This window comes from Virgibacillus halodenitrificans, from assembly GCF_001878675.1.
Classification (GTDB): Bacteria; Bacillota; Bacilli; order Bacillales; family Amphibacillaceae; genus Virgibacillus_Q; species Virgibacillus_Q halodenitrificans.
This window is the reverse complement of the sequence record NZ_CP017962.1, coordinates 2165653-2182910: the sequence shown is the minus strand read 5'-3', so window position 1 is coordinate 2182910 and position 17258 is coordinate 2165653. Positions and strand designations below refer to the sequence as shown.

Sequence of the window (17258 nt, the reverse complement as noted above, 5' to 3'; positions counted from 1 at the left end):
TTTGTACCCCAACAATTGCAGTAGAACCTTGTTGTTTAAAGGACATTGCTAACTCTGTTTACCACGGCGATAGAGAACTAAAAAAGCAATGGTCAAAGAGAGGATAGTGAAAATTGGCCCGAATTGTTTTAGGAGTTCCAGTAAATCCAACCAGAATAATTGAGCCTGACCTTGTTGAGTAACAGGGATATCATCTGTTCCGAATGCTTGTTTATTTAAATAAAGAGGCTTATAAAGAATAATCACAATAATACTTGCAAAAATTCCATGAAGAAATCTAGCGAAAAAGTAAGGAGTAAAACGGATATCTGTTTTTGCGAGAATACTTGCAACCTGGGCTTGGACGGAAAAGCCATTAAACCCTAAAATAAAGCTTATTAAAATCGCTTTTGCTAGTATAGAGTCTGTTGAAACACCTGAAATACTCTGAGCACCAATCGTTATTTCAAATAAGCCGGAGAATAATGGTAAAGCCATATCTATAGGAAGTCCTATTATTTGCAGAAACACCTTAAAAAATATGGCTAAAAATGGGGTAATGCCAACTAAAAACAGTAATTTAGTAAGTACGGAGAACAAGATGATGAATCCTCCAACCATGACAAGTGTTTTTATGGAATTAACAACTGCGTCTCCCAACACCTCTCCAATCGGGCGGGGGTCTTTTAGGCGAGTGTGATGCATTTCTTGAAACGCTTTAATAAGTGAAAAATTTCCATTTGTTTTTGGCTTTGTTTCTCTGGAAGATTTTAAACCATGGAATCGCATACAGAATCCAACTAGTGCATTGCCAATATAATGTGCAGCAGCTAGCAATACGCCCAGCTTTGCATCATGAAAAAAACCTACCGAAACGGCTCCAATGATGAACAAGGGGCTTGAGGCATTTGTAAACGATACGAGTCTTTCAGCCTCAATCCGAGTTAATTGTTTTTCCTCACGTAATCTACTGGCTATTTTTGCTCCAGTTGGATATCCACTTGCCATACCCATCACCCATCCAAAACTCCCGACACCTGGCACGTTAAACAATGGTCTCATGATTGGTTCAAAAAGAATACCTACAAACTTAACTACCCCAAATGCAAGTAATAATTCGGAGGTAATGAAAAATGGTAGTAAAGAAGGGAAAACTACTTCCCACCACATATTTAATCCTCTAATACTAGCCTTAAAAGCTTCATCTGGGAACCTTATCAGTGAAAAAGCTATAAAAGTGGACAGGCTCGCTAATAATAGTGTTTTCGTTATTTGTTTCAATCCTCTGCCTCCTATATCATGACCCATTGCTCTGTACATCCCTCTATGATAGTAGTAGAATAATTCTAGCTTGTTCTATAATAATTTTATTTGAGTAGTACAAGTCTTTATCAATATACGCACATACATAGCGAAAATATGCCATACACTTTTATTGGTTAAGAGTTGGAAGGAGCATGTAAATGAGATTTACAAAGAAACATTTATTTTTTCTGTTCATTATTATTATCCTTATTTATTTTTTGGCAGCATTTAAAATTCCTTACTACATTTACAAACCAGGTAGTGCAGATGCACTAAATCCTATTGTAGAGGTTGAGGAAGGTTATAAAAGTAAAGGAGATATGCATCTTGTGACTATAAGCGGGGGACAGGCTACTCCATTACAATTTATTTGGGCTAAGATTCTTCCAAATCAGGAGGTCATGCCATTAGAGGATGTTCGTCCTGAAGGAGTTACCGAAGACGAGTATATGCATGCACAACTTCAAATGATGGAAAACTCACAAGAAGCTTCAACAGTAGTTGCATATAAAGCTGCAGAAAAAGGCATAGAAATTGAATTTAATGGCGTTTATGTTGTAACGGTGATAGATGGAATGCCAGCTGACGGTATCCTCGAAATGGGTGATAGAATTGTTGGTATTAATGACAAGCAAGTTAAAGAAGCCGAAGACTTAATCACATTTGTAGAAGGTAAGAAAGCCGGAGATATTGTCACTATCAAATTTGTTAGAGACGAGAAGGAAATGACACAAGATATAAAATTGGATGCATACGAAGAACTTGATGGTAAAGTAGGAATTGGTATTCGATTGGTTACAGACCGTAGTGTTACGGTTGACCCGGAAGTCCACTTTTCAAGTGGTAGGATCGGTGGACCGAGTGCTGGATTAATGTTCTCACTTGAAATATTTGATCAATTAACCGAGGAAGATTTCACGCGAGGTTATGAAATTGCCGGAACAGGTGAAATAGATTATAATGGCAACGTTGGAAGAATTGGTGGTATTGATAAAAAAGTGGTAGCAGCTGACAGAGAAGGTGCAGATATCTTCTTTGCTCCTAATGAAAATGGTAATAAAGATTCGAACTACCAAGTTGCAAAGGAAAAGGCAGCTGAAATAGACACATCGATGAAAATTGTCCCTGTTAATACATTTCAGGATGCGGTCGATTATTTGAAAGGCTTGAAACCTGCTTCTAAATAATTAGTAATAGATTATGTAATTAAATTACTTAGTAAATGAAAAGTCGAACGTTTTTCGAGATATTATACAATCCGAAACGTTCGACTGTTTTATTTGATTCTCATATACATGTTGGAATTAACCAATGAGACGTAATATAAATAAACGCAGTACATCCTGGTGGCAAAGTAGACACTGGGAAGTAACAAACAGATATCGCGCTTGTGCACGGAGTTTTGAGAGCGTCCGCTGTAGCGGAGATCAAAGAGGTTATCCACTTCCTTAAAATGAAATAATCACGAGCTCGCATTTATCTTGCACTCCGAAGGTAAATGAGATTTGCTAAAAAATATTATATTTTTTAGGATAGAACACATGCCTTCATTGGAAAAATAGCTGTTTTATATAATAATTGGTGGCTGCAGCTCTTGTTTACGTAGTTTCTCTGCAATGCTCGGAGGAAGGATACTATAATAAGCGTTACTGGCTTTTTCCTCCAAGCTTAAGGAAATATCCATGTTTTTAGTTAACTTTGTAACAAGTGGTACTTGTATCTTCTTTTTGTTCAAATTTATGTATTTTCGACCTGTCTCATTGAATCCCAGTAGCCTGACATAAGATACAGATTGATCGTCAAGGATAGGGAGTAGATCTTCTTTTTTTGTATTTGTAAGAATATGGACGAACATGCGTTGTAGTCTTGTACGAGTGTAGCGTTTTGTTTTTAGTTCATCCATCCATCCAGAGAAAGAAGTTGCTGTTTTTGCCGTTTTTTTAATTCTGTATTCAATTCCTTCGGTCACGCCATGAATCTTTCTAATCTCATCTAATGACATTGTTAATACACGATACTGAAGGAGAGGAAAGTAATTTTCCCATGTATGCCAGTAGCCAGTTATTTTTTTATATTTTATCAACTGTTCACAAGTTGAAATTGGCAATGTTCCTTGGATTTTCTCTGTGAGACTTTCCTGTTGAAATAATGCCTTCCGTATACTAGTGGCACTTGCGACAGAGTTATTAATCATTTGATCGTGATAATTGCTGCCTGTACGTTTGATGGTAATTGGACTGATGGAGAGATTCCCTTCAAATATAGCTCTAATATAACCAAATCCAAGTATATTATTTGGCTTTGTCAAATCGAGTTCATTGGTAGATAAGCCTATCTGTTTATAGGCAGCCTTGCTTGCTTCAGGGAAGGAAATTCCTTTTTTTATATAAAGTTGTACAACCTCATGAAAGATAGCCTCTTTTTCTTTAAACATTTTGTAACTTGTTATAAAATTGGAGGTATCACCAGACTCACTACCAAAACAAATACTGGAAACCTTCAGTTTATCCAATGTATGTACGGCTCCTTTTGCAAAGAAGTCACTATTTTGGACAGCATATGAATAAGGCAATTCTACTACTAAATCCACACCCGATGCCAACGCAGCTTGAGTGCGGTGAAACTTATCTATTATTGCCGGTTCACCTCGTTGTAGAAATGAACCACTCATAACTGCTATAATACAATCTGCTTTAGAGGATTTTTTCGCTTGCTGGACATGATATAAATGACCATTATGAAAAGGGTTATATTCAACAATTAATCCACAGGCATCCATAAACAAACACTCCTACTATATAATGGTAATATTGTAACAAAAATAAAGGAGGTGTGCATGCATTATAGAATGAAGAACCCTGCTAATACGATAGATGAGTTAACGATTATATTATTGGAAGACGTATTAAATGGCTGTCTGTATTCTGTAAAGAAAATATGTTGACAAAAGTCCAATTTTCTTTTAAAATTACTCTTGTTGCCTTGAGGTGATAATAATGAAGTTTGCAATAGCACAGATTAGAAAAAATGCTTATAATGATCCTTTTCAATTTGATGAAAAGGTTGATGTTTCTGAATTAGAAACGATGAACAATGATATACGTCATATAGATCCTGTAAGGGTCCATGGTAAATGCTATCTTCATGGAGAGCAGATATTTTTCACTCTTCATATAGAGGGTGAAATGACATTACCATGTGCACGTACATTGGTGGATGTACCGTATCCTTTTGATATTAAGGCAGATGAAGTTTTTACTACATCTTCTTACTATACGGAAGAAGAAGAGGAAGATGAAATTCATCCTGTTAAGGGAGAAGTGCTTGACTTAACTCCTTTAATAAAGGAAAATATTCTATTAGAGGTACCTTTTCGCGTGTTTTCCGATGGGGAAAATAACCAGCAAGGCGCTCCAAAAAAAGGCCAGGATTGGGAATTTGTTTCAGAGGAAAAAAAGGAAAAAACGATAGATCCACGATTTAAAAAGTTAGAAACATTATTAGAAAAAAATAAGAAAGACAAATAAGAATCATTGTTCTCGTTTTGTTTTTTTATGTGAAGGAGGTGTAAGTCATGGCAGTACCTAAAAGAAGAACTTCTAAAAAGGTTAAAAATCAACGTCGTACTCATAAAAAATTACACGTACCTGGCATGGTTGAGTGCTCTAATTGTGGAGAACTAACTAAACCGCACCATGTTTGTAAATCATGTGGTCAATATGATGGCAAAGAAGTTGTAAACAACTAATATTTTTTAAAAAACAGATCATTTCGATGGTCTGTTTTTTTATTTCCTGAAGTGCTAGGGGGTTACAATTAGAGGAAATACGACATAAATTACAGTACTATCAAGTTGCTTTATAGTTTATTTAAGGTTCTAATATATATGGTAAGGTTATTCAATGATTCGGGAAATAGATAAACTCTGAAGTAACCTTGGTTGCTTTTTAATGGCCGTTTCGGAAAATACACTTCGCTTTCCGTGGGCAACGCTTCAGCTTCCTCGGAAGAAAACCACTTCCTTGAAAAAGAAACCCGCTTTTTCTGCGTGCGATGTTTCTCTTAGAAGCTTTCCTTGTCCTGTTGGCCCGCGACTCGTATCGGAATAGCATGAGCTGAAGACACTAAACGGAGCGTAGCGGAGGAAGCGGCTGAAGCCATGCCGGTGGTAAGCGTCCCCCTGTAGCGGAAATCAATGGGTCCATCCACTTCTTTAAAATGAGATTACTCTAGTCCGCAGTTCCCTCCAACTGTGAATGAGTAACATACGTTTGTATCCCAACATTGCAGTAAATCATTATTTAAAATGCATTGTTAATCTCGGTTTGATAAGGTAAACAGTTTATATGATATTATAAATGAAAACGCAATTAAGGAGAGAAATTCGTGGAAAAACATATTACATATACCTCTCATCAGAAGAACTATGGAGAGATTTATTTGAATCGACCTGAAAAACATAACGCAATATCAAAGCAGATGACAGAAGAGTTTATGAGCTGCATATTAGAGGCAAAGAAAGACACAATTAAGTTTCTCGTCATTACTGGTGCAGGGGAAAAGATGTTTTGTTCTGGTGGGGATCTGACTAGTTTACATGGTAATCTATCTTCAGATGAGGCCTTCAATCATCTTTATCCTATGAAGGAAGTACTGGCTGAAATTATGACATTTCCCGTTCCGGTTATTTGCTTATTGAACGGTGGAGCATTAGGAGGTGGCTGTGAAATCGCTACAGCGTGTGATCTCCGAATCGCGAAAGAAGGCAGCAAATTTGGCTTTGTTCAATCCAAACTGGGAATCGTTCCAGGTTGGGGGGGAGGAACCTTATTGTATGAAAAAGTAGAACCCAGCTTTGCGTTTCAGTGGTTATTAGAGGGAACTGTTCTTGAAGCTCCCTATTTAAAAGAACGTGGATGGATTCAACATATTGTTGCGGATGAGGAATGGAAAAACACCGAGAAACTACTAGAACCTTATATTTCAAAATCGTATGAGCAAATGAAAGTACTTAAGAAACAATTTAAAAAGAAATTATCAAGTATTGGATTATCATCTGTAATGGCGGAAGAAGTGAGAAATTGTGCAATTTTATGGGAGTCTGAAGAACATATTCAAGCAGTTAATAAATTTTTAACCCGCTAATAGAGTATAATTGTGTAAAAACATAAACATTTATTCTATCAGAACTATTCTTTGCATACATTTATAGCAAACGAATAAGGAGGGATAGAATGAATGCTTCACGTCAGGATGCTTGGACCGAAGATGAAGATATCGTTTTAGCTGAAACTGTTATAAGGTATATTAGAGAGGGAAAGACACAGCTAGAAGCATTTAAGGATGTAGCCAGGCAATTGTCTCGCACATCTGCAGCATGTGGTTTCAGGTGGAATGCGACTATACGAAAACATTATCAACATGCCATTCAGTTGGCAAAAGATGAAAGAAAGCAACAAAATAGGAAAGATATTTATCAAGATAAAATTCTTGAAGGTAATTCGAAAGAAACAATTCAAACTGCGATATCTTTGTTGGAACAGATGAAATTAAGTCTGTCTGAAGAAGGGAAAGATAGAATTCTCCGTGAGGATCAAGACAAACAAGTAGCCGACTTAAAGATAGAGAATGAGAAGTTGAAGAAAAAACTTTTGCGTTACGAACATGCATGGGAGGAAATGGGGAAGCTCTGGACTTGGGTGAATGCGGAATCGTAGTAATTATATAATATTCATTAAAATAGCAAAAGACATGAATGCACTACATAAGAGTCGTTCATGTCTTCTGCAAGGATTTTTCTGGATTATTTATTTTCCTGTTCCTCTACACCTTCTGGTAGCCATATCAGTGGGTTTTCTCCAAGGTCTCTTTCCATGTCGTAATGTGCTTTTTGGAAGTCCATCTTCTCCCAGAAACCATGAGAATTTATTCTAGGGTTTGTTTTAATTGGTAAGTTATAACTCTTCGCAAAATCCACTAATGCTTTACCGTAACCTTTCCCTTGGTAATCGGGTAGTACTTCCAGCTTCCATAGTGTTAAATAATCCTGTGGCGGCTCAAAATATTGATCGTATTTTGCTTTTACTGTATAAAGGCTCATTCTCGCCACCAAATTATCTCCAAAGTAGATTCCGTAAAATGGTGAATCACTATCATTTTCTACCATATTACTTTCAAGGTCTTCCAACATCGATAATTCCTGGTTGCCATATTCTTTGAAATATTTGAACTTTTCTAAGGTTTTAAAGTTAATAAGCAATTTTTCTACTTTTATACGATTCATGATATTTCTCCCCCTCTTTCCCATTTAAACAATAATTAGTGTTCCTCACTATATACCTCTTTCATTATAATATAAAAAAGAACAGATTCAAATAAAAGAATGATATTACAAATTATTACCGATTTAATGAATATTCGGATATAATTATTATTGCTATACTGTTCATACATAAATTAAGGGGTTGTGGATATGAATATCGGCGTAATTGGTGGCGGAGCTATAGGGTTATTATTAAGTGGCTATTTAGCTGAAGAACATAATGTCACAGTATATGTTAGACGGACAAAACAAAAATTACTGATAGATTTACACGGGGTAAGGATTTCAGATAAGTTTGATCGACGGCAAGTACAATGTGAACTTATACATAATATAAAGGATCAAGATTGTATTATGGTATGTGTCAAGCAGTTTCAGTTCTTAGAAATTTTGCCACACCTTTCTAGCCTGGGTAATGAAGTTTTGTTGGTTTTTCTACAAAATGGGATGTCACATATAGAAAAAATTAGTAATTTAAGTCAACCAATTAGTATAGGTGCGGTAGAGCATGGAGCTGAAAAGGTTAATGATTATACCGTTAAGCATACTGGGGAAGGTGTTATTAAGTTGGCATCATACAGTAGAGTAGCTAACAATGAATTACAACAGCTTTTATCTGAGCTTGAACAACATGATTTTCCGATGGTTTATCGGGACAACTGGTCTATATTGCTAAAAGAAAAGTTGATTCTTAATGCAGTAATTAATCCATTAACAGCTCTTTTTCAAGTTAAAAATTCACAAGTAATTCAAAATGAATATATTAGATTTTTGGCTAAGCAATTATGTGTAGAAGCAAGTTTTATTTTAAACTTGAATGAAGATAAACAATGGTCTCAGGTTCAGCGGGTTGCAAAAAACACTGGGGAAAACACGTCTTCCATGTACAAAGACATTAAGGAGAGAAGAAAAACTGAAATAGAAGCGATCTCTGGTTATCTGTTAAAGCAATGTTCAAATACCAAAATACCATACACTTCATTTGTATATCATAGTTTAAAAGCTTTAGAAAAGAAGAAAGGAATTCTGAATAAATGAAGGAATTCATTATATATCTTATTTCTATTTTTGTTGCTTTACCGATCCTTGCAACATGGTTTACATATTTAATTGCTCGTAAAGTTGGTAAAACAAAGATAAAGGCCGTCCATATAACCGTCTATGTAACGACCATATTATATATTATCGCGGTAGCAATGTTATTTAAAATTATTGTTGGCCATACTCATTTGGGGTATTTAGCGGTCCTCGTATTATCTGTTTTATGTATAATTATTTTCTATCAATGGAGATATAACACGGAAATCGTTATTTTTAAAGCCATTATCCTAACCTGGAGAATAACATTCCTGCTATTCTTGTTTGCATATTTGCTGTTATCGATGGTAGGGATTATCCTACGCATATTTTACTAATTCATGTTAGTATAGGCAGATCATATGAAATTTAGGAATGAATTATGTAAAATACGTATTGGATAATGAATAAAAGGAGCATGGGATCAATGCATATAGACCCTATAACATTACATAAACAAAATAAGCTTGTTGAAAAATACAGAAAAAATGATGAAGATATATTACGTTTTTTTGATTATCACCCCTTCAAAGGTACAGAGCAGAGAGTTAAAGACTTGAAGGGTCGCCATTTTGATCGTGTCCAGCTTAGTGAAGTATTGCATACAATGAATAAGCAATGGGAGGCACCTGAAGAAACTTTAGCTAATATTCGCCGCCTTGAAAAAGAAAATAGTATGGCGGTAATAGGAGGTCAGCAAGCAGGCTTGCTATCAGGGCCTATGTATACTATCAATAAAATTATTTCAGTTATTCAGTATGCGAAGGAACAGGAAAGGAAATTAAACGTACCTGTGATTCCTGTATTTTGGGTAGCGGGTGAGGATCATGATTTTGCAGAGATTAATCATGTTTATTTACCTGAAAATTCCAAGCTGAGTAAACATACGCTTTCCGAACATACTTATACTAAAAGTTCAGTATCCCATAAGCAAATTAACCATGAGAGGGCTGAAAATTGGCTCGACCAGCTTTTTGAGCAGCTGCCGGAGACGCTTCATACGAAGGGACTTTATGAATGGGTAAGGCGATTTTTAGATGACTCAGAAACGTATGTGGACTTCTTTGCCAGGTTTGTCTATCATTTGTTTAGATCGGAAGGCCTTGTACTTGTTGACTCAGGAAACTCACTTCTTCGTAGAATTGAATCTATTCATTTTAAAGAAATGATTCAATATCAACCTGTAATTTCTGAAGCGGTGTACCAAGCTGCAGAAAAATTGCAACAAATGGGTTATTCTTCATCTATTGGTTCAGAATTAAATGATGCTCATCTTTTCTATCATCTTCATGGAGATAGAATTTTACTTAGCCGGTCAGACAACGGGGAGTGGGTAGGAAAACAGAATGAAGTACGTTTTACTACAGAAGAACTTCTATCAATTGCCAAAGAACACCCTGAACAGCTTAGTAACAATGTTGTCACACGTCCACTTATGCAGGAGCTATTATTTCCAACACTAGCATTTGTTGGTGGGCCGGGAGAGATAAGTTATTGGGCTGAATTAAAAGAAGCGTTTAAAACCTTAGATATAAAAATGCCACCGGTTATCCCAAGGCTTTCTTTTACATTTATAGAAAGAAATATAGATAAATTAATAAAGAAATATAATTTAACGGCTGAACAAATAATAAATATAGATCTTCAAAATTTTAAAGATAATTGGTTAGCAGAAAAAAGCGATCCTAAAATTGAAGATATTTCCACAGAAGTTAAGGATGTTATTGAGCATGCTCATCATCGTCTCCGGGAATTAGCTTGGGGGATTCGTGATGATATTGGCCAACTTTCAGAAAAGAACCTTGTTTATTTGGATGAGAATATTAATTTTCTGCAAAAAAGAATGATCAAAGCCCTGGAAGAAAAATATGAGAAAGAATTATGGGAGTTGGATTTAATTACACTTTTTATTCAACCCTCCGGGAGTCTGCAGGAAAGAATGTGGACACCTCTTCCGTTTCTTAATAAACATGGGCAACAATTTATAAAAGATTTAACTGCCATGTCTTGTTCTTTTGATAATGAACATTACTTTGTTTATTTATAAGAAGAGTAAATCCCCCACAAGTCTCCACCAAAATAAATTGAAGATAAAAAATGCTGTCATATCATTGATATGACAGCATTTTTTTCTGTTTCAAAACAACAGGAACAATCTATTTTGAGATTTAATATGAGAAATTTTTATAAATAAGTGGTGGATAGTGGGGCAATGTGGTAATATAGGGGAAAGAAGGTGGGGCGGACTCTATGTTTATGGGTGAATACCAACACAACATCGATACAAAGGGAAGAATAATAGTTCCTGCTAAGTTTCGTGATGATCTTGGCGATCGTTTTGTTGTCACCCGTGGGCTGGATAAATGTCTGTTTGCCTACCCGATGAATGAGTGGAAAATATTAGAAGAAAAGTTAAAAAAGCTTCCATTAACAAAAAAGGACGCTAGAGCGTTCACCCGATTTTTCTTTTCTGGTGCTATTGAATGTGAAGTGGATAAGCAGGGAAGAATAAATATTCCTCAACCATTGAGAAATTATGCAGTATTGGAAAAAGAATGTGTTGTGATTGGCGTCTCTAATCGAATTGAATTTTGGGCAAGCGAAAATTGGGAGGATTATTTCTCTGATTCTGAGGAATCTTTCGCAGAGATTGCTGAGAATCTTTTGGATTTTGATATTTAATATAAAAAAATTAGAACTGGACTGTTAAAAAGTGGGTGAATGTGTGTTTGAACATTATAGTGTGTTAAAAAAAGAGACAATTGATGGTCTGAACATAAAGCCGGATGGTACATATGTTGATTGCACAGTTGGCGGCGGAGGTCATTCTGAACAGATCGCTTCAAAGTTAAATGAAAATGGATTGTTAATAGCTTTCGATCAGGATTTAGATGCGTTGCAGGCGGCAAAAGAGAGATTAAAGGTATACCAGGATAGAATACTATTTATTCATTCAAACTTCCGAGGATTAGAAGAAGAATTATTGAACAATCAAATTGAACATGTTGATGGGATATTATTTGATCTTGGTGTATCTTCACCCCAGCTTGACCGGGGAGATAGAGGATTTAGCTATCAGCACGATGCGCCACTCGATATGCGCATGGATCAAACGAAAGAATTAAATGCCTATGAAATAGTTAATTCATGGTCTTACAATGATTTAGTTTCAATTTTTTTTAAATACGGGGAAGAAAAATTTTCTAAGCAAATTGCAAGAAAAATTGAGGCATACAGAAAGACAAAGGAAATTCGAACGACCCACCAGCTGGTTGAACTTATAAAAGAAGGAATCCCTGCAGCTGCAAGGAGAAAAGGAGGTCATCCTGCAAAACGTATTTTTCAAGCTTTACGAATTGCAGTTAATGATGAGCTTACAGCTTTTAATGATGCGCTTCATCAAGCGGCACGTGTAGTGGGAGTAGGCGGGAGAATTGTGGTAATTACATTTCATTCGCTTGAGGATAGATTATGCAAACAAGCTTTTAAAAAATGGAGTACTGCTAAGGAAACACCAAAAAACTTGCCTATAATACCAGAATCACATGAAGCTCCATTCACTTTGTTAAATAGAAAGCCGATTAGCGCAGACGAGATAGAACTGGAAGAAAACCGAAGATCTCGTTCCGCAAAGCTACGAATAATAAAGAAAATAAAACCATGGAAAGAAGAATTTACGTATGAGGAAGGGTGGAAAAAATAATGAGTGCTAATTATGCCCGTAGTTGGCAACATACTAATCAGGAACAGACACCGAAAAAAGACCAAAAGGTTGCTGTAAAAGTAAAGAAACAAGGATGGATAACCAAAGGAGAAAAAGCAATTTTTTCAATTGTGGGAGCTGGGCTTATAGCTGCAGGAGTGTTTATTGTTTCCTTTTCATCAAATACCGATGCACTAAACAGAGACATTCAGAAGTTAGAAAAAACTGTTCAAACTCAAAAAGTGGAGAACGAAGGATTACTTTATGAAATGAAGGAACTAAGCAGGCCGGAGAGAATTACCAAAATTGCAGAAAAAAACGGTTTAAAAATCCAAAATGCGGAAGTGAAACAAGCACACGCATTTAACAACTAATCAAGGAGTAAGTTAGTATGAAGAAACACAAAACAACTCACTTTATGGCGGGTATTCTCATGCTTGTTTTTGTTGGTATCTTTCTCGTACTAACGGGGAGATTTCTATATATTCAAGTAACAGGCGAAATTGATGGTGTCTCTTTGGAAAAATGGGCGGAAGAAAAGAGAACAGCTTCCTATACCATTGATTCAGAGAGAGGGAAAATTTATGATAAGAATGGAATGACGCTTGCCTATGATCGTCCTACATTTCGAATGTATGCCATTGTGGACAAAGCATATACATCCAACCCAGAGGAGCCTAAGCATGTAGATAATCCGGAGAAAACTGCGGAGTTGCTGGCTCCTTTATTGGATTTAGAAGAAGAAGAAATTCGTTCTACTATTGAAGATGGGATAAAAGATGAAAGGTTTCAGGTTGAATTTGGTAAAGAGGGTAAAGAGCTATCACAACAAAAAAGAGATGAAATTGCTGCTCTGAACCTCCCTGGGATTAAGTTTGAAAAGGAACCGATTCGTTACTATCCTAATGGAGTATTCGCTTCCCACATACTAGGTTTTGCTAGAGAGACTGAAAAAGAGACTGAAAACGGTGTTAAAAGGGAAATTACCGGAATTGCTGGCATGGAAAAAGAAATGAATAATTTGTTGAGTGGTAAAGACGGCCATATCTCTTATCAGCGTGATAAGTATAATAAAAAATTACTAGATCCCAGCGAAGTTATTACCAAGCCGGAAGACGGTGACGATGTTTATCTTACGATAGACCAAAAGATCCAGACTTTATTAGAAGATTCTTTAAGTCAGGTAGAAGAGGAATATAATCCTGAGCGAATCACTGCTGTAGTAATGGATCCTAAAACTGGAGAAATTGTTGCTATGGGAAATCGTCCTAGTTATAATCCCAACAGCCCTTCAGATGTTGAAAATTGGTATAATGATGTAGTTTCTACTCCTGTAGAGGCAGGTTCTACGGTTAAAATGTTTACATGGGCATCAGCAATTGAAGAAGGTGTCTATAACGGAAACGAGACATACAAATCCGGAAGCTATCGACCTAACGAACAGATCCAATCCATTAACGATCATAATGGGGGAAGAGGTTGGGGAATCATAACTTACGATGAAGGTTTTCAAAGATCCTCTAATGTTGCCGCAGCAAAGCTGGCTTGGGAAAAAATTGGAACAGATAAATTCTTAGAGTATCTTAAGGCGTTTGATTTAGATAAAGAAACTGGTATCGACTTACCTAATGAGGTTGCTGGAAGAATTCTATACAATTACTCCATTGAGAAGATTACAACCTCTTTTGGGCAAGGGAGTACCTTGACGCCAATTCAGCAATTAAAAGCTGCTTCAGCTATAGCGAATGATGGTAAAATGATGCAGCCTTACGTTATGAAAAAAATAGTAAATTCAACAACCGGCAAAAATATTAAAGAAAAATCTCCTAACGTTGTCGGTAATCCGATTTCAAAAGAAACTTCCAATAAGGTTTTGAAGCTATTGGAATCAGTGGTTAATGGCGAACATGGAACGGGTAAAATGTACCAAATTGATGATTATACGGTGGGAGGAAAAACAGGAACCGCACAGATACCTAATCCTGAATCAAGCACAGGCGCATACTTACGAGGAAAAGAAAATCATATATTCTCTTTTTTGGGTATGGCACCTATAGAAGACCCTCAACTGATGATCTATGTATCTGTGAAAAAACCAGAACTTGAACCAACAGAAACGGGATCCATGCCTGTATCATTTATATTTACTAATGTGATGGAGAATAGTTTACATTATTTAAATATAGATCCGGATAAGGATCCAGAAAAACAAATTAATGAAATCACCATTCCAGAACTTATTGGCAAGCCGGCTGATAAAATGAAGGAGGCCCTCACAGATAAAGGTTTACAAGTGACGGTTGCAGGAAAGGGTACAATTACGGATGCAAGCGTTAAACAAGGGGATAAAGTTCTAGTGAATGATCATATTATCTTAGTAACTGATAAGCCGATAATGCCTTCTATTATTGGTTGGTCATTACGGGATGTAATTCAATTTGCTGAACTTCTAGAGCTGAAAATAGAAACGTTTGGTAATGGCTATACCGTAACTCAAAATATTAAAGCTGGTACTCCACTTAAAAAAGGAGACTATTTAGGAGTAGAATTTAAGCCACCGACTAAAGAAAATACAGAAGGTGAGAGCCAAGAAGAAACTTCGGGCGCAGATTAAGTTAATCTTATAATTTCTTCATTCTCACCCTTTTGTAAATTAATTAATAAAGTTCACACAACTTCATTGTCAATATGTGACTGTGAAGCTCTCCTGTATGCTTTTAGCTGGTGATGCGAACTCTACTTTGATCAAAAACAGTGTTCTATTCGATTTTATTACTTCATATAGTTGATACAAGCCTACCTATGGAAAAGGGGATGGAAAATGAAACGTGTATCAACTGTTACAGTGAAAAAGCGAATAGTTACTGTTTTTCTTTTTGGTTTAATTTTTTTTGTGATTATTAATGTACGTTTAGGGTATGTGCAATTTGTTATTGGTGATGAACTGATGGCTAAAGCGAGTGATCTTTGGACAAGGGATATTGTTTTTGAATCAGAAAGGGGTCTTATTTTAGATTCGGAAGGCGAAGTTCTTGCAGAAAATGTTTCTGCACCGTCGATTGTGGTGATACCCAGACAAATAAAAGACCCACAGGAAACATCAGAAAAACTTTCAAAGATATTACAAGTAGAAACAAAGAAAGTATATGAAAATATAACACAAAACAAATCAAGTGTTACTATCCGTCCAGCAGGGATAAAAATTTCGGAAGAACAGGAAATTGCTATACGAGGGTTAGATATGGCTGGGGTATATTTAGCGAAGGATTCTAAAAGGCATTATCCAAATGGAGATGATCTTTCCCATGTCCTTGGTTTTGCAGGTATTGATAATCAAGGATTAATGGGACTTGAACTTTTTTATGATGAAAAATTAAGCGGAGAAAAGGGGAGACTATCATTTTATTCCGATGCAAAGGGCAGAAGGTTAGATAGTTTAGCTGATGTTTATTATCCACCAAAGGATGGTTTGAATTTAAAAACTACCATTAACAACAAGGTTCAGACTATCATGGAAAGAGAGCTGGATTTGGCAGTAGCAAAATATAACCCGGATGGAGCCCTGGCAATCGCTGTTAACCCTAAAACTGGTGGAGTTCTTGGTATGTCTACTAGACCAAATTTCAATCCTGAAAATTATCAGCAAGTTGATGCGAAAATCTTTGATCGGAACCTCCCAATATGGAGCACATATGAACCTGGATCCACTTTTAAAATTATAACGCTTGCAGCAGCATTGGAAGAAGGAATTGTAGACTTGGAAGAAGATGAATACAATGATAGTGGAAGCATAAAAGTTGGAGGAGCAAAGTTACGTTGTTGGAAGAGTGGGGGGCATGGTCACCAAACGTATTTAGAAGTCGTCCAGAATTCCTGTAACCCCGGTTTTGTCACCTTGGGACAAAAATTGGGAGAGGAAAAGCTGTTTAGCTATATAAGAAATTTTGGTTTTGGAATGAAAACTGGGATTGACTTACAAGGAGAGGGTAACGGTATATTATTTAAACCTGAAAATGTAGGGCCTGTAGAACTAGCTACAACTTCGTTTGGACAGGGGGTATCTGTTACACCGATACAGCAAGTAATGGCAGTTGCAGCTGCTATTAATGGGGGTAATTTGTACCAACCGCATATTGCCCAAGAATGGATTGATCCTAGGACGGAAAAAACTGTCGAGACTTATGAGCCCGTATTAAAAGAAAAAGTCATCTCTCCTGCTACTTCAAAAGAAATACGGCATGCTCTGGAAAGTGTAGTTGCTAAAGGTACTGGGCGACCAGCGTATGTTGAGGGATACCGTGTTGGTGGGAAAACTGGAACAGCGCAAAAAGTGGGGGCAAATGGAAGATATTTAGAAAATAATCACATTGTATCTTTTATTGGGTTTGCGCCGGCAGATGACCCTGAAATTGTTGTGTATGTAGCAGTTGATAATCCAAAAGGAACCGTTCAATTTGGTGGAGTAGTTGCAGCTCCTATTGTAGGCACAATTATAGATGATAGCTTAAGAGCAATGGAAGTAAAACCGAGGAGTAGTGGTTTAGAAAAAGAATATCAGTGGCCGCAGGAACCCAAAATTGAAGTACCGGACTTAATTGGTTTGACTAAAGATGAATTAACGGAATATATGACGAATCTTTCTATTGAATCAAGTGGAAAAGGCGACTATATTATTGATCAGGCTCCAAAACCAGGGACAAAAGTAGAACAAGGTTCAAAGATGAGAATATATTTATCGGAAAATGATCGTGAAAATGAATAATTTTTGCTATAATGGATAAGCGAGTTTCCAAAATACAACGCATTTTTTTAATGGGAGGGGATTTCACCCTCTTAAAAAATGCGCATAGTTAGAATATATATATAGCACAT

General features: G+C 36.4%; 16 protein-coding genes. 13 read left to right on the top strand and 3 right to left on the bottom strand.

Translation table 11 applies throughout. The annotated features are described in order from the left end of the window. Positions 1-48: 48 nt before the first annotated feature. Positions 49-1260, bottom strand: coding sequence for a sporulation integral membrane protein YlbJ (gene ylbJ / locus BME96_RS11400; RefSeq protein WP_071649100.1), 1212 nt, complete (start codon positions 1258-1260; stop codon positions 49-51). Between the two features lie 182 nt (positions 1261-1442). Between ylbJ and BME96_RS11395 the strand changes: the two genes are divergently transcribed. Continuing rightward, the gene (locus BME96_RS11395; protein WP_019378539.1) at positions 1443-2471 is read left to right on the top strand and encodes a SepM family pheromone-processing serine protease; all 1029 of its coding nucleotides are present in this window, start codon (positions 1443-1445) and stop codon (positions 2469-2471) included. 380 nt (positions 2472-2851) lie between these two features. On the opposite strand, the gene BME96_RS11390 is transcribed toward BME96_RS11395, so the two are convergent. Beyond that, complete coding sequence (locus BME96_RS11390) at positions 2852-4063, bottom strand: nucleotidyltransferase (RefSeq protein ID WP_071649099.1); 1212 nt, start codon at positions 4061-4063, stop codon at positions 2852-2854. Positions 4064-4280: 217 nt separating this feature from the next. Between BME96_RS11390 and BME96_RS11385 the strand changes: the two genes are divergently transcribed. The 4 genes from BME96_RS11385 to BME96_RS11370 all read left to right on the top strand — a co-directional run bounded on the left by BME96_RS11385 (position 4281) and on the right by BME96_RS11370 (position 7001). Next, on the top strand, positions 4281-4811 hold the full coding sequence (locus BME96_RS11385) for a YceD family protein (protein ID WP_019378536.1): 531 nt from the start codon (positions 4281-4283) through the stop codon (positions 4809-4811). A gap of 47 nt (positions 4812-4858) precedes the next feature. Then, positions 4859-5032, top strand: a complete 174-nt coding sequence (gene rpmF / locus BME96_RS11380; RefSeq protein ID WP_019378535.1) for a 50S ribosomal protein L32 — start codon at positions 4859-4861, stop codon at positions 5030-5032. Between the two features lie 638 nt (positions 5033-5670). Next, positions 5671-6429, top strand: a complete 759-nt coding sequence (locus BME96_RS11375; RefSeq protein WP_060680391.1) for an enoyl-CoA hydratase/isomerase family protein — start codon at positions 5671-5673, stop codon at positions 6427-6429. 89 nt (positions 6430-6518) lie between these two features. Continuing rightward, positions 6519-7001, top strand: a complete 483-nt coding sequence (locus BME96_RS11370; RefSeq protein ID WP_071649098.1) for an RsfA family transcriptional regulator — start codon at positions 6519-6521, stop codon at positions 6999-7001. Between the two features lie 86 nt (positions 7002-7087). Here BME96_RS11370 and BME96_RS11365 read toward each other — a convergent pair whose 3' ends face one another. After that, the gene (locus BME96_RS11365) at positions 7088-7567 is read right to left on the bottom strand and encodes an N-acetyltransferase (protein WP_019378532.1); all 480 of its coding nucleotides are present in this window, start codon (positions 7565-7567) and stop codon (positions 7088-7090) included. Positions 7568-7756: 189 nt separating this feature from the next. Between BME96_RS11365 and BME96_RS11360 the strand changes: the two genes are divergently transcribed. The 8 genes from BME96_RS11360 (at position 7757) to BME96_RS11325 (ending at position 17148) form a co-directional block, all read left to right on the top strand. Beyond that, positions 7757-8644: a 2-dehydropantoate 2-reductase gene (locus BME96_RS11360; protein WP_071649097.1), complete on the top strand. Its 888-nt coding sequence runs from the start codon at positions 7757-7759 to the stop codon at positions 8642-8644. After that, positions 8641-9021 (top strand): DUF3397 family protein, encoded by a 381-nt coding sequence (locus tag BME96_RS11355; RefSeq protein WP_071649096.1) that lies wholly within the window; start codon positions 8641-8643, stop codon positions 9019-9021. Before BME96_RS11360 ends, BME96_RS11355 begins: the two co-directional genes overlap by 4 nt. An 89-nt stretch (positions 9022-9110) precedes the next feature. Then, the gene (gene bshC / locus BME96_RS11350) at positions 9111-10730 is read left to right on the top strand and encodes a bacillithiol biosynthesis cysteine-adding enzyme BshC (RefSeq protein ID WP_071649095.1); all 1620 of its coding nucleotides are present in this window, start codon (positions 9111-9113) and stop codon (positions 10728-10730) included. Positions 10731-10933: 203 nt separating this feature from the next. Beyond that, complete coding sequence (mraZ, locus tag BME96_RS11345) at positions 10934-11365, top strand: division/cell wall cluster transcriptional repressor MraZ (protein ID WP_019378528.1); 432 nt, start codon at positions 10934-10936, stop codon at positions 11363-11365. A gap of 43 nt (positions 11366-11408) precedes the next feature. Next, a complete protein-coding gene (gene rsmH, locus BME96_RS11340) occupies positions 11409-12386 on the top strand; it encodes a 16S rRNA (cytosine(1402)-N(4))-methyltransferase RsmH (protein ID WP_172675284.1) in 978 nt (325 codons plus the stop codon). Continuing rightward, positions 12386-12760 carry a cell division protein FtsL gene (gene ftsL, locus BME96_RS11335; RefSeq protein ID WP_071649094.1) on the top strand — a complete coding sequence of 125 codons (375 nt, stop codon included), beginning with the start codon at positions 12386-12388 and terminating at the stop codon, positions 12758-12760. The genes rsmH and ftsL overlap by 1 nt, the downstream gene beginning before the upstream one ends. A 17-nt stretch (positions 12761-12777) precedes the next feature. Then, complete coding sequence (locus BME96_RS11330) at positions 12778-15000, top strand: penicillin-binding protein (protein ID WP_071649093.1); 2223 nt, start codon at positions 12778-12780, stop codon at positions 14998-15000. A 207-nt stretch (positions 15001-15207) separates the two neighbouring features. Continuing rightward, positions 15208-17148: a stage V sporulation protein D gene (locus tag BME96_RS11325; RefSeq protein WP_071649092.1), complete on the top strand. Its 1941-nt coding sequence runs from the start codon at positions 15208-15210 to the stop codon at positions 17146-17148. Positions 17149-17258 lie beyond the last annotated feature (110 nt).

What these genes read in the sequence shown, in the direction of transcription:
- BME96_RS11395 (WP_019378539.1), top strand. Translation starts at nt 1,443, where the DNA reads ATGAGATTTACAAAGAAACATTTATTTTTTCTGTTCATTATTATTATC.
- mraZ (WP_019378528.1), top strand. Translation starts at nt 10,934, where the DNA reads ATGTTTATGGGTGAATACCAACACAACATCGATACAAAGGGAAGAATA.
- BME96_RS11360 (WP_071649097.1), top strand. Translation starts at nt 7,757, where the DNA reads ATGAATATCGGCGTAATTGGTGGCGGAGCTATAGGGTTATTATTAAGT.
- BME96_RS11365 (WP_019378532.1), bottom strand. Translation starts at nt 7,567, where the DNA reads ATGAATCGTATAAAAGTAGAAAAATTGCTTATTAACTTTAAAACCTTA.
- ftsL (WP_071649094.1), top strand. Translation starts at nt 12,386, where the DNA reads ATGAGTGCTAATTATGCCCGTAGTTGGCAACATACTAATCAGGAACAG.
- BME96_RS11385 (WP_019378536.1), top strand. Translation starts at nt 4,281, where the DNA reads ATGAAGTTTGCAATAGCACAGATTAGAAAAAATGCTTATAATGATCCT.
- BME96_RS11330 (WP_071649093.1), top strand. Translation starts at nt 12,778, where the DNA reads ATGAAGAAACACAAAACAACTCACTTTATGGCGGGTATTCTCATGCTT.
- BME96_RS11390 (WP_071649099.1), bottom strand. Translation starts at nt 4,063, where the DNA reads ATGGATGCCTGTGGATTAATTGTTGAATATAACCCTTTTCATAATGGT.
- BME96_RS11355 (WP_071649096.1), top strand. Translation starts at nt 8,641, where the DNA reads ATGAAGGAATTCATTATATATCTTATTTCTATTTTTGTTGCTTTACCG.
- BME96_RS11325 (WP_071649092.1), top strand. Translation starts at nt 15,208, where the DNA reads ATGAAACGTGTATCAACTGTTACAGTGAAAAAGCGAATAGTTACTGTT.
- bshC (WP_071649095.1), top strand. Translation starts at nt 9,111, where the DNA reads ATGCATATAGACCCTATAACATTACATAAACAAAATAAGCTTGTTGAA.
- rpmF (WP_019378535.1), top strand. Translation starts at nt 4,859, where the DNA reads ATGGCAGTACCTAAAAGAAGAACTTCTAAAAAGGTTAAAAATCAACGT.
- BME96_RS11370 (WP_071649098.1), top strand. Translation starts at nt 6,519, where the DNA reads ATGAATGCTTCACGTCAGGATGCTTGGACCGAAGATGAAGATATCGTT.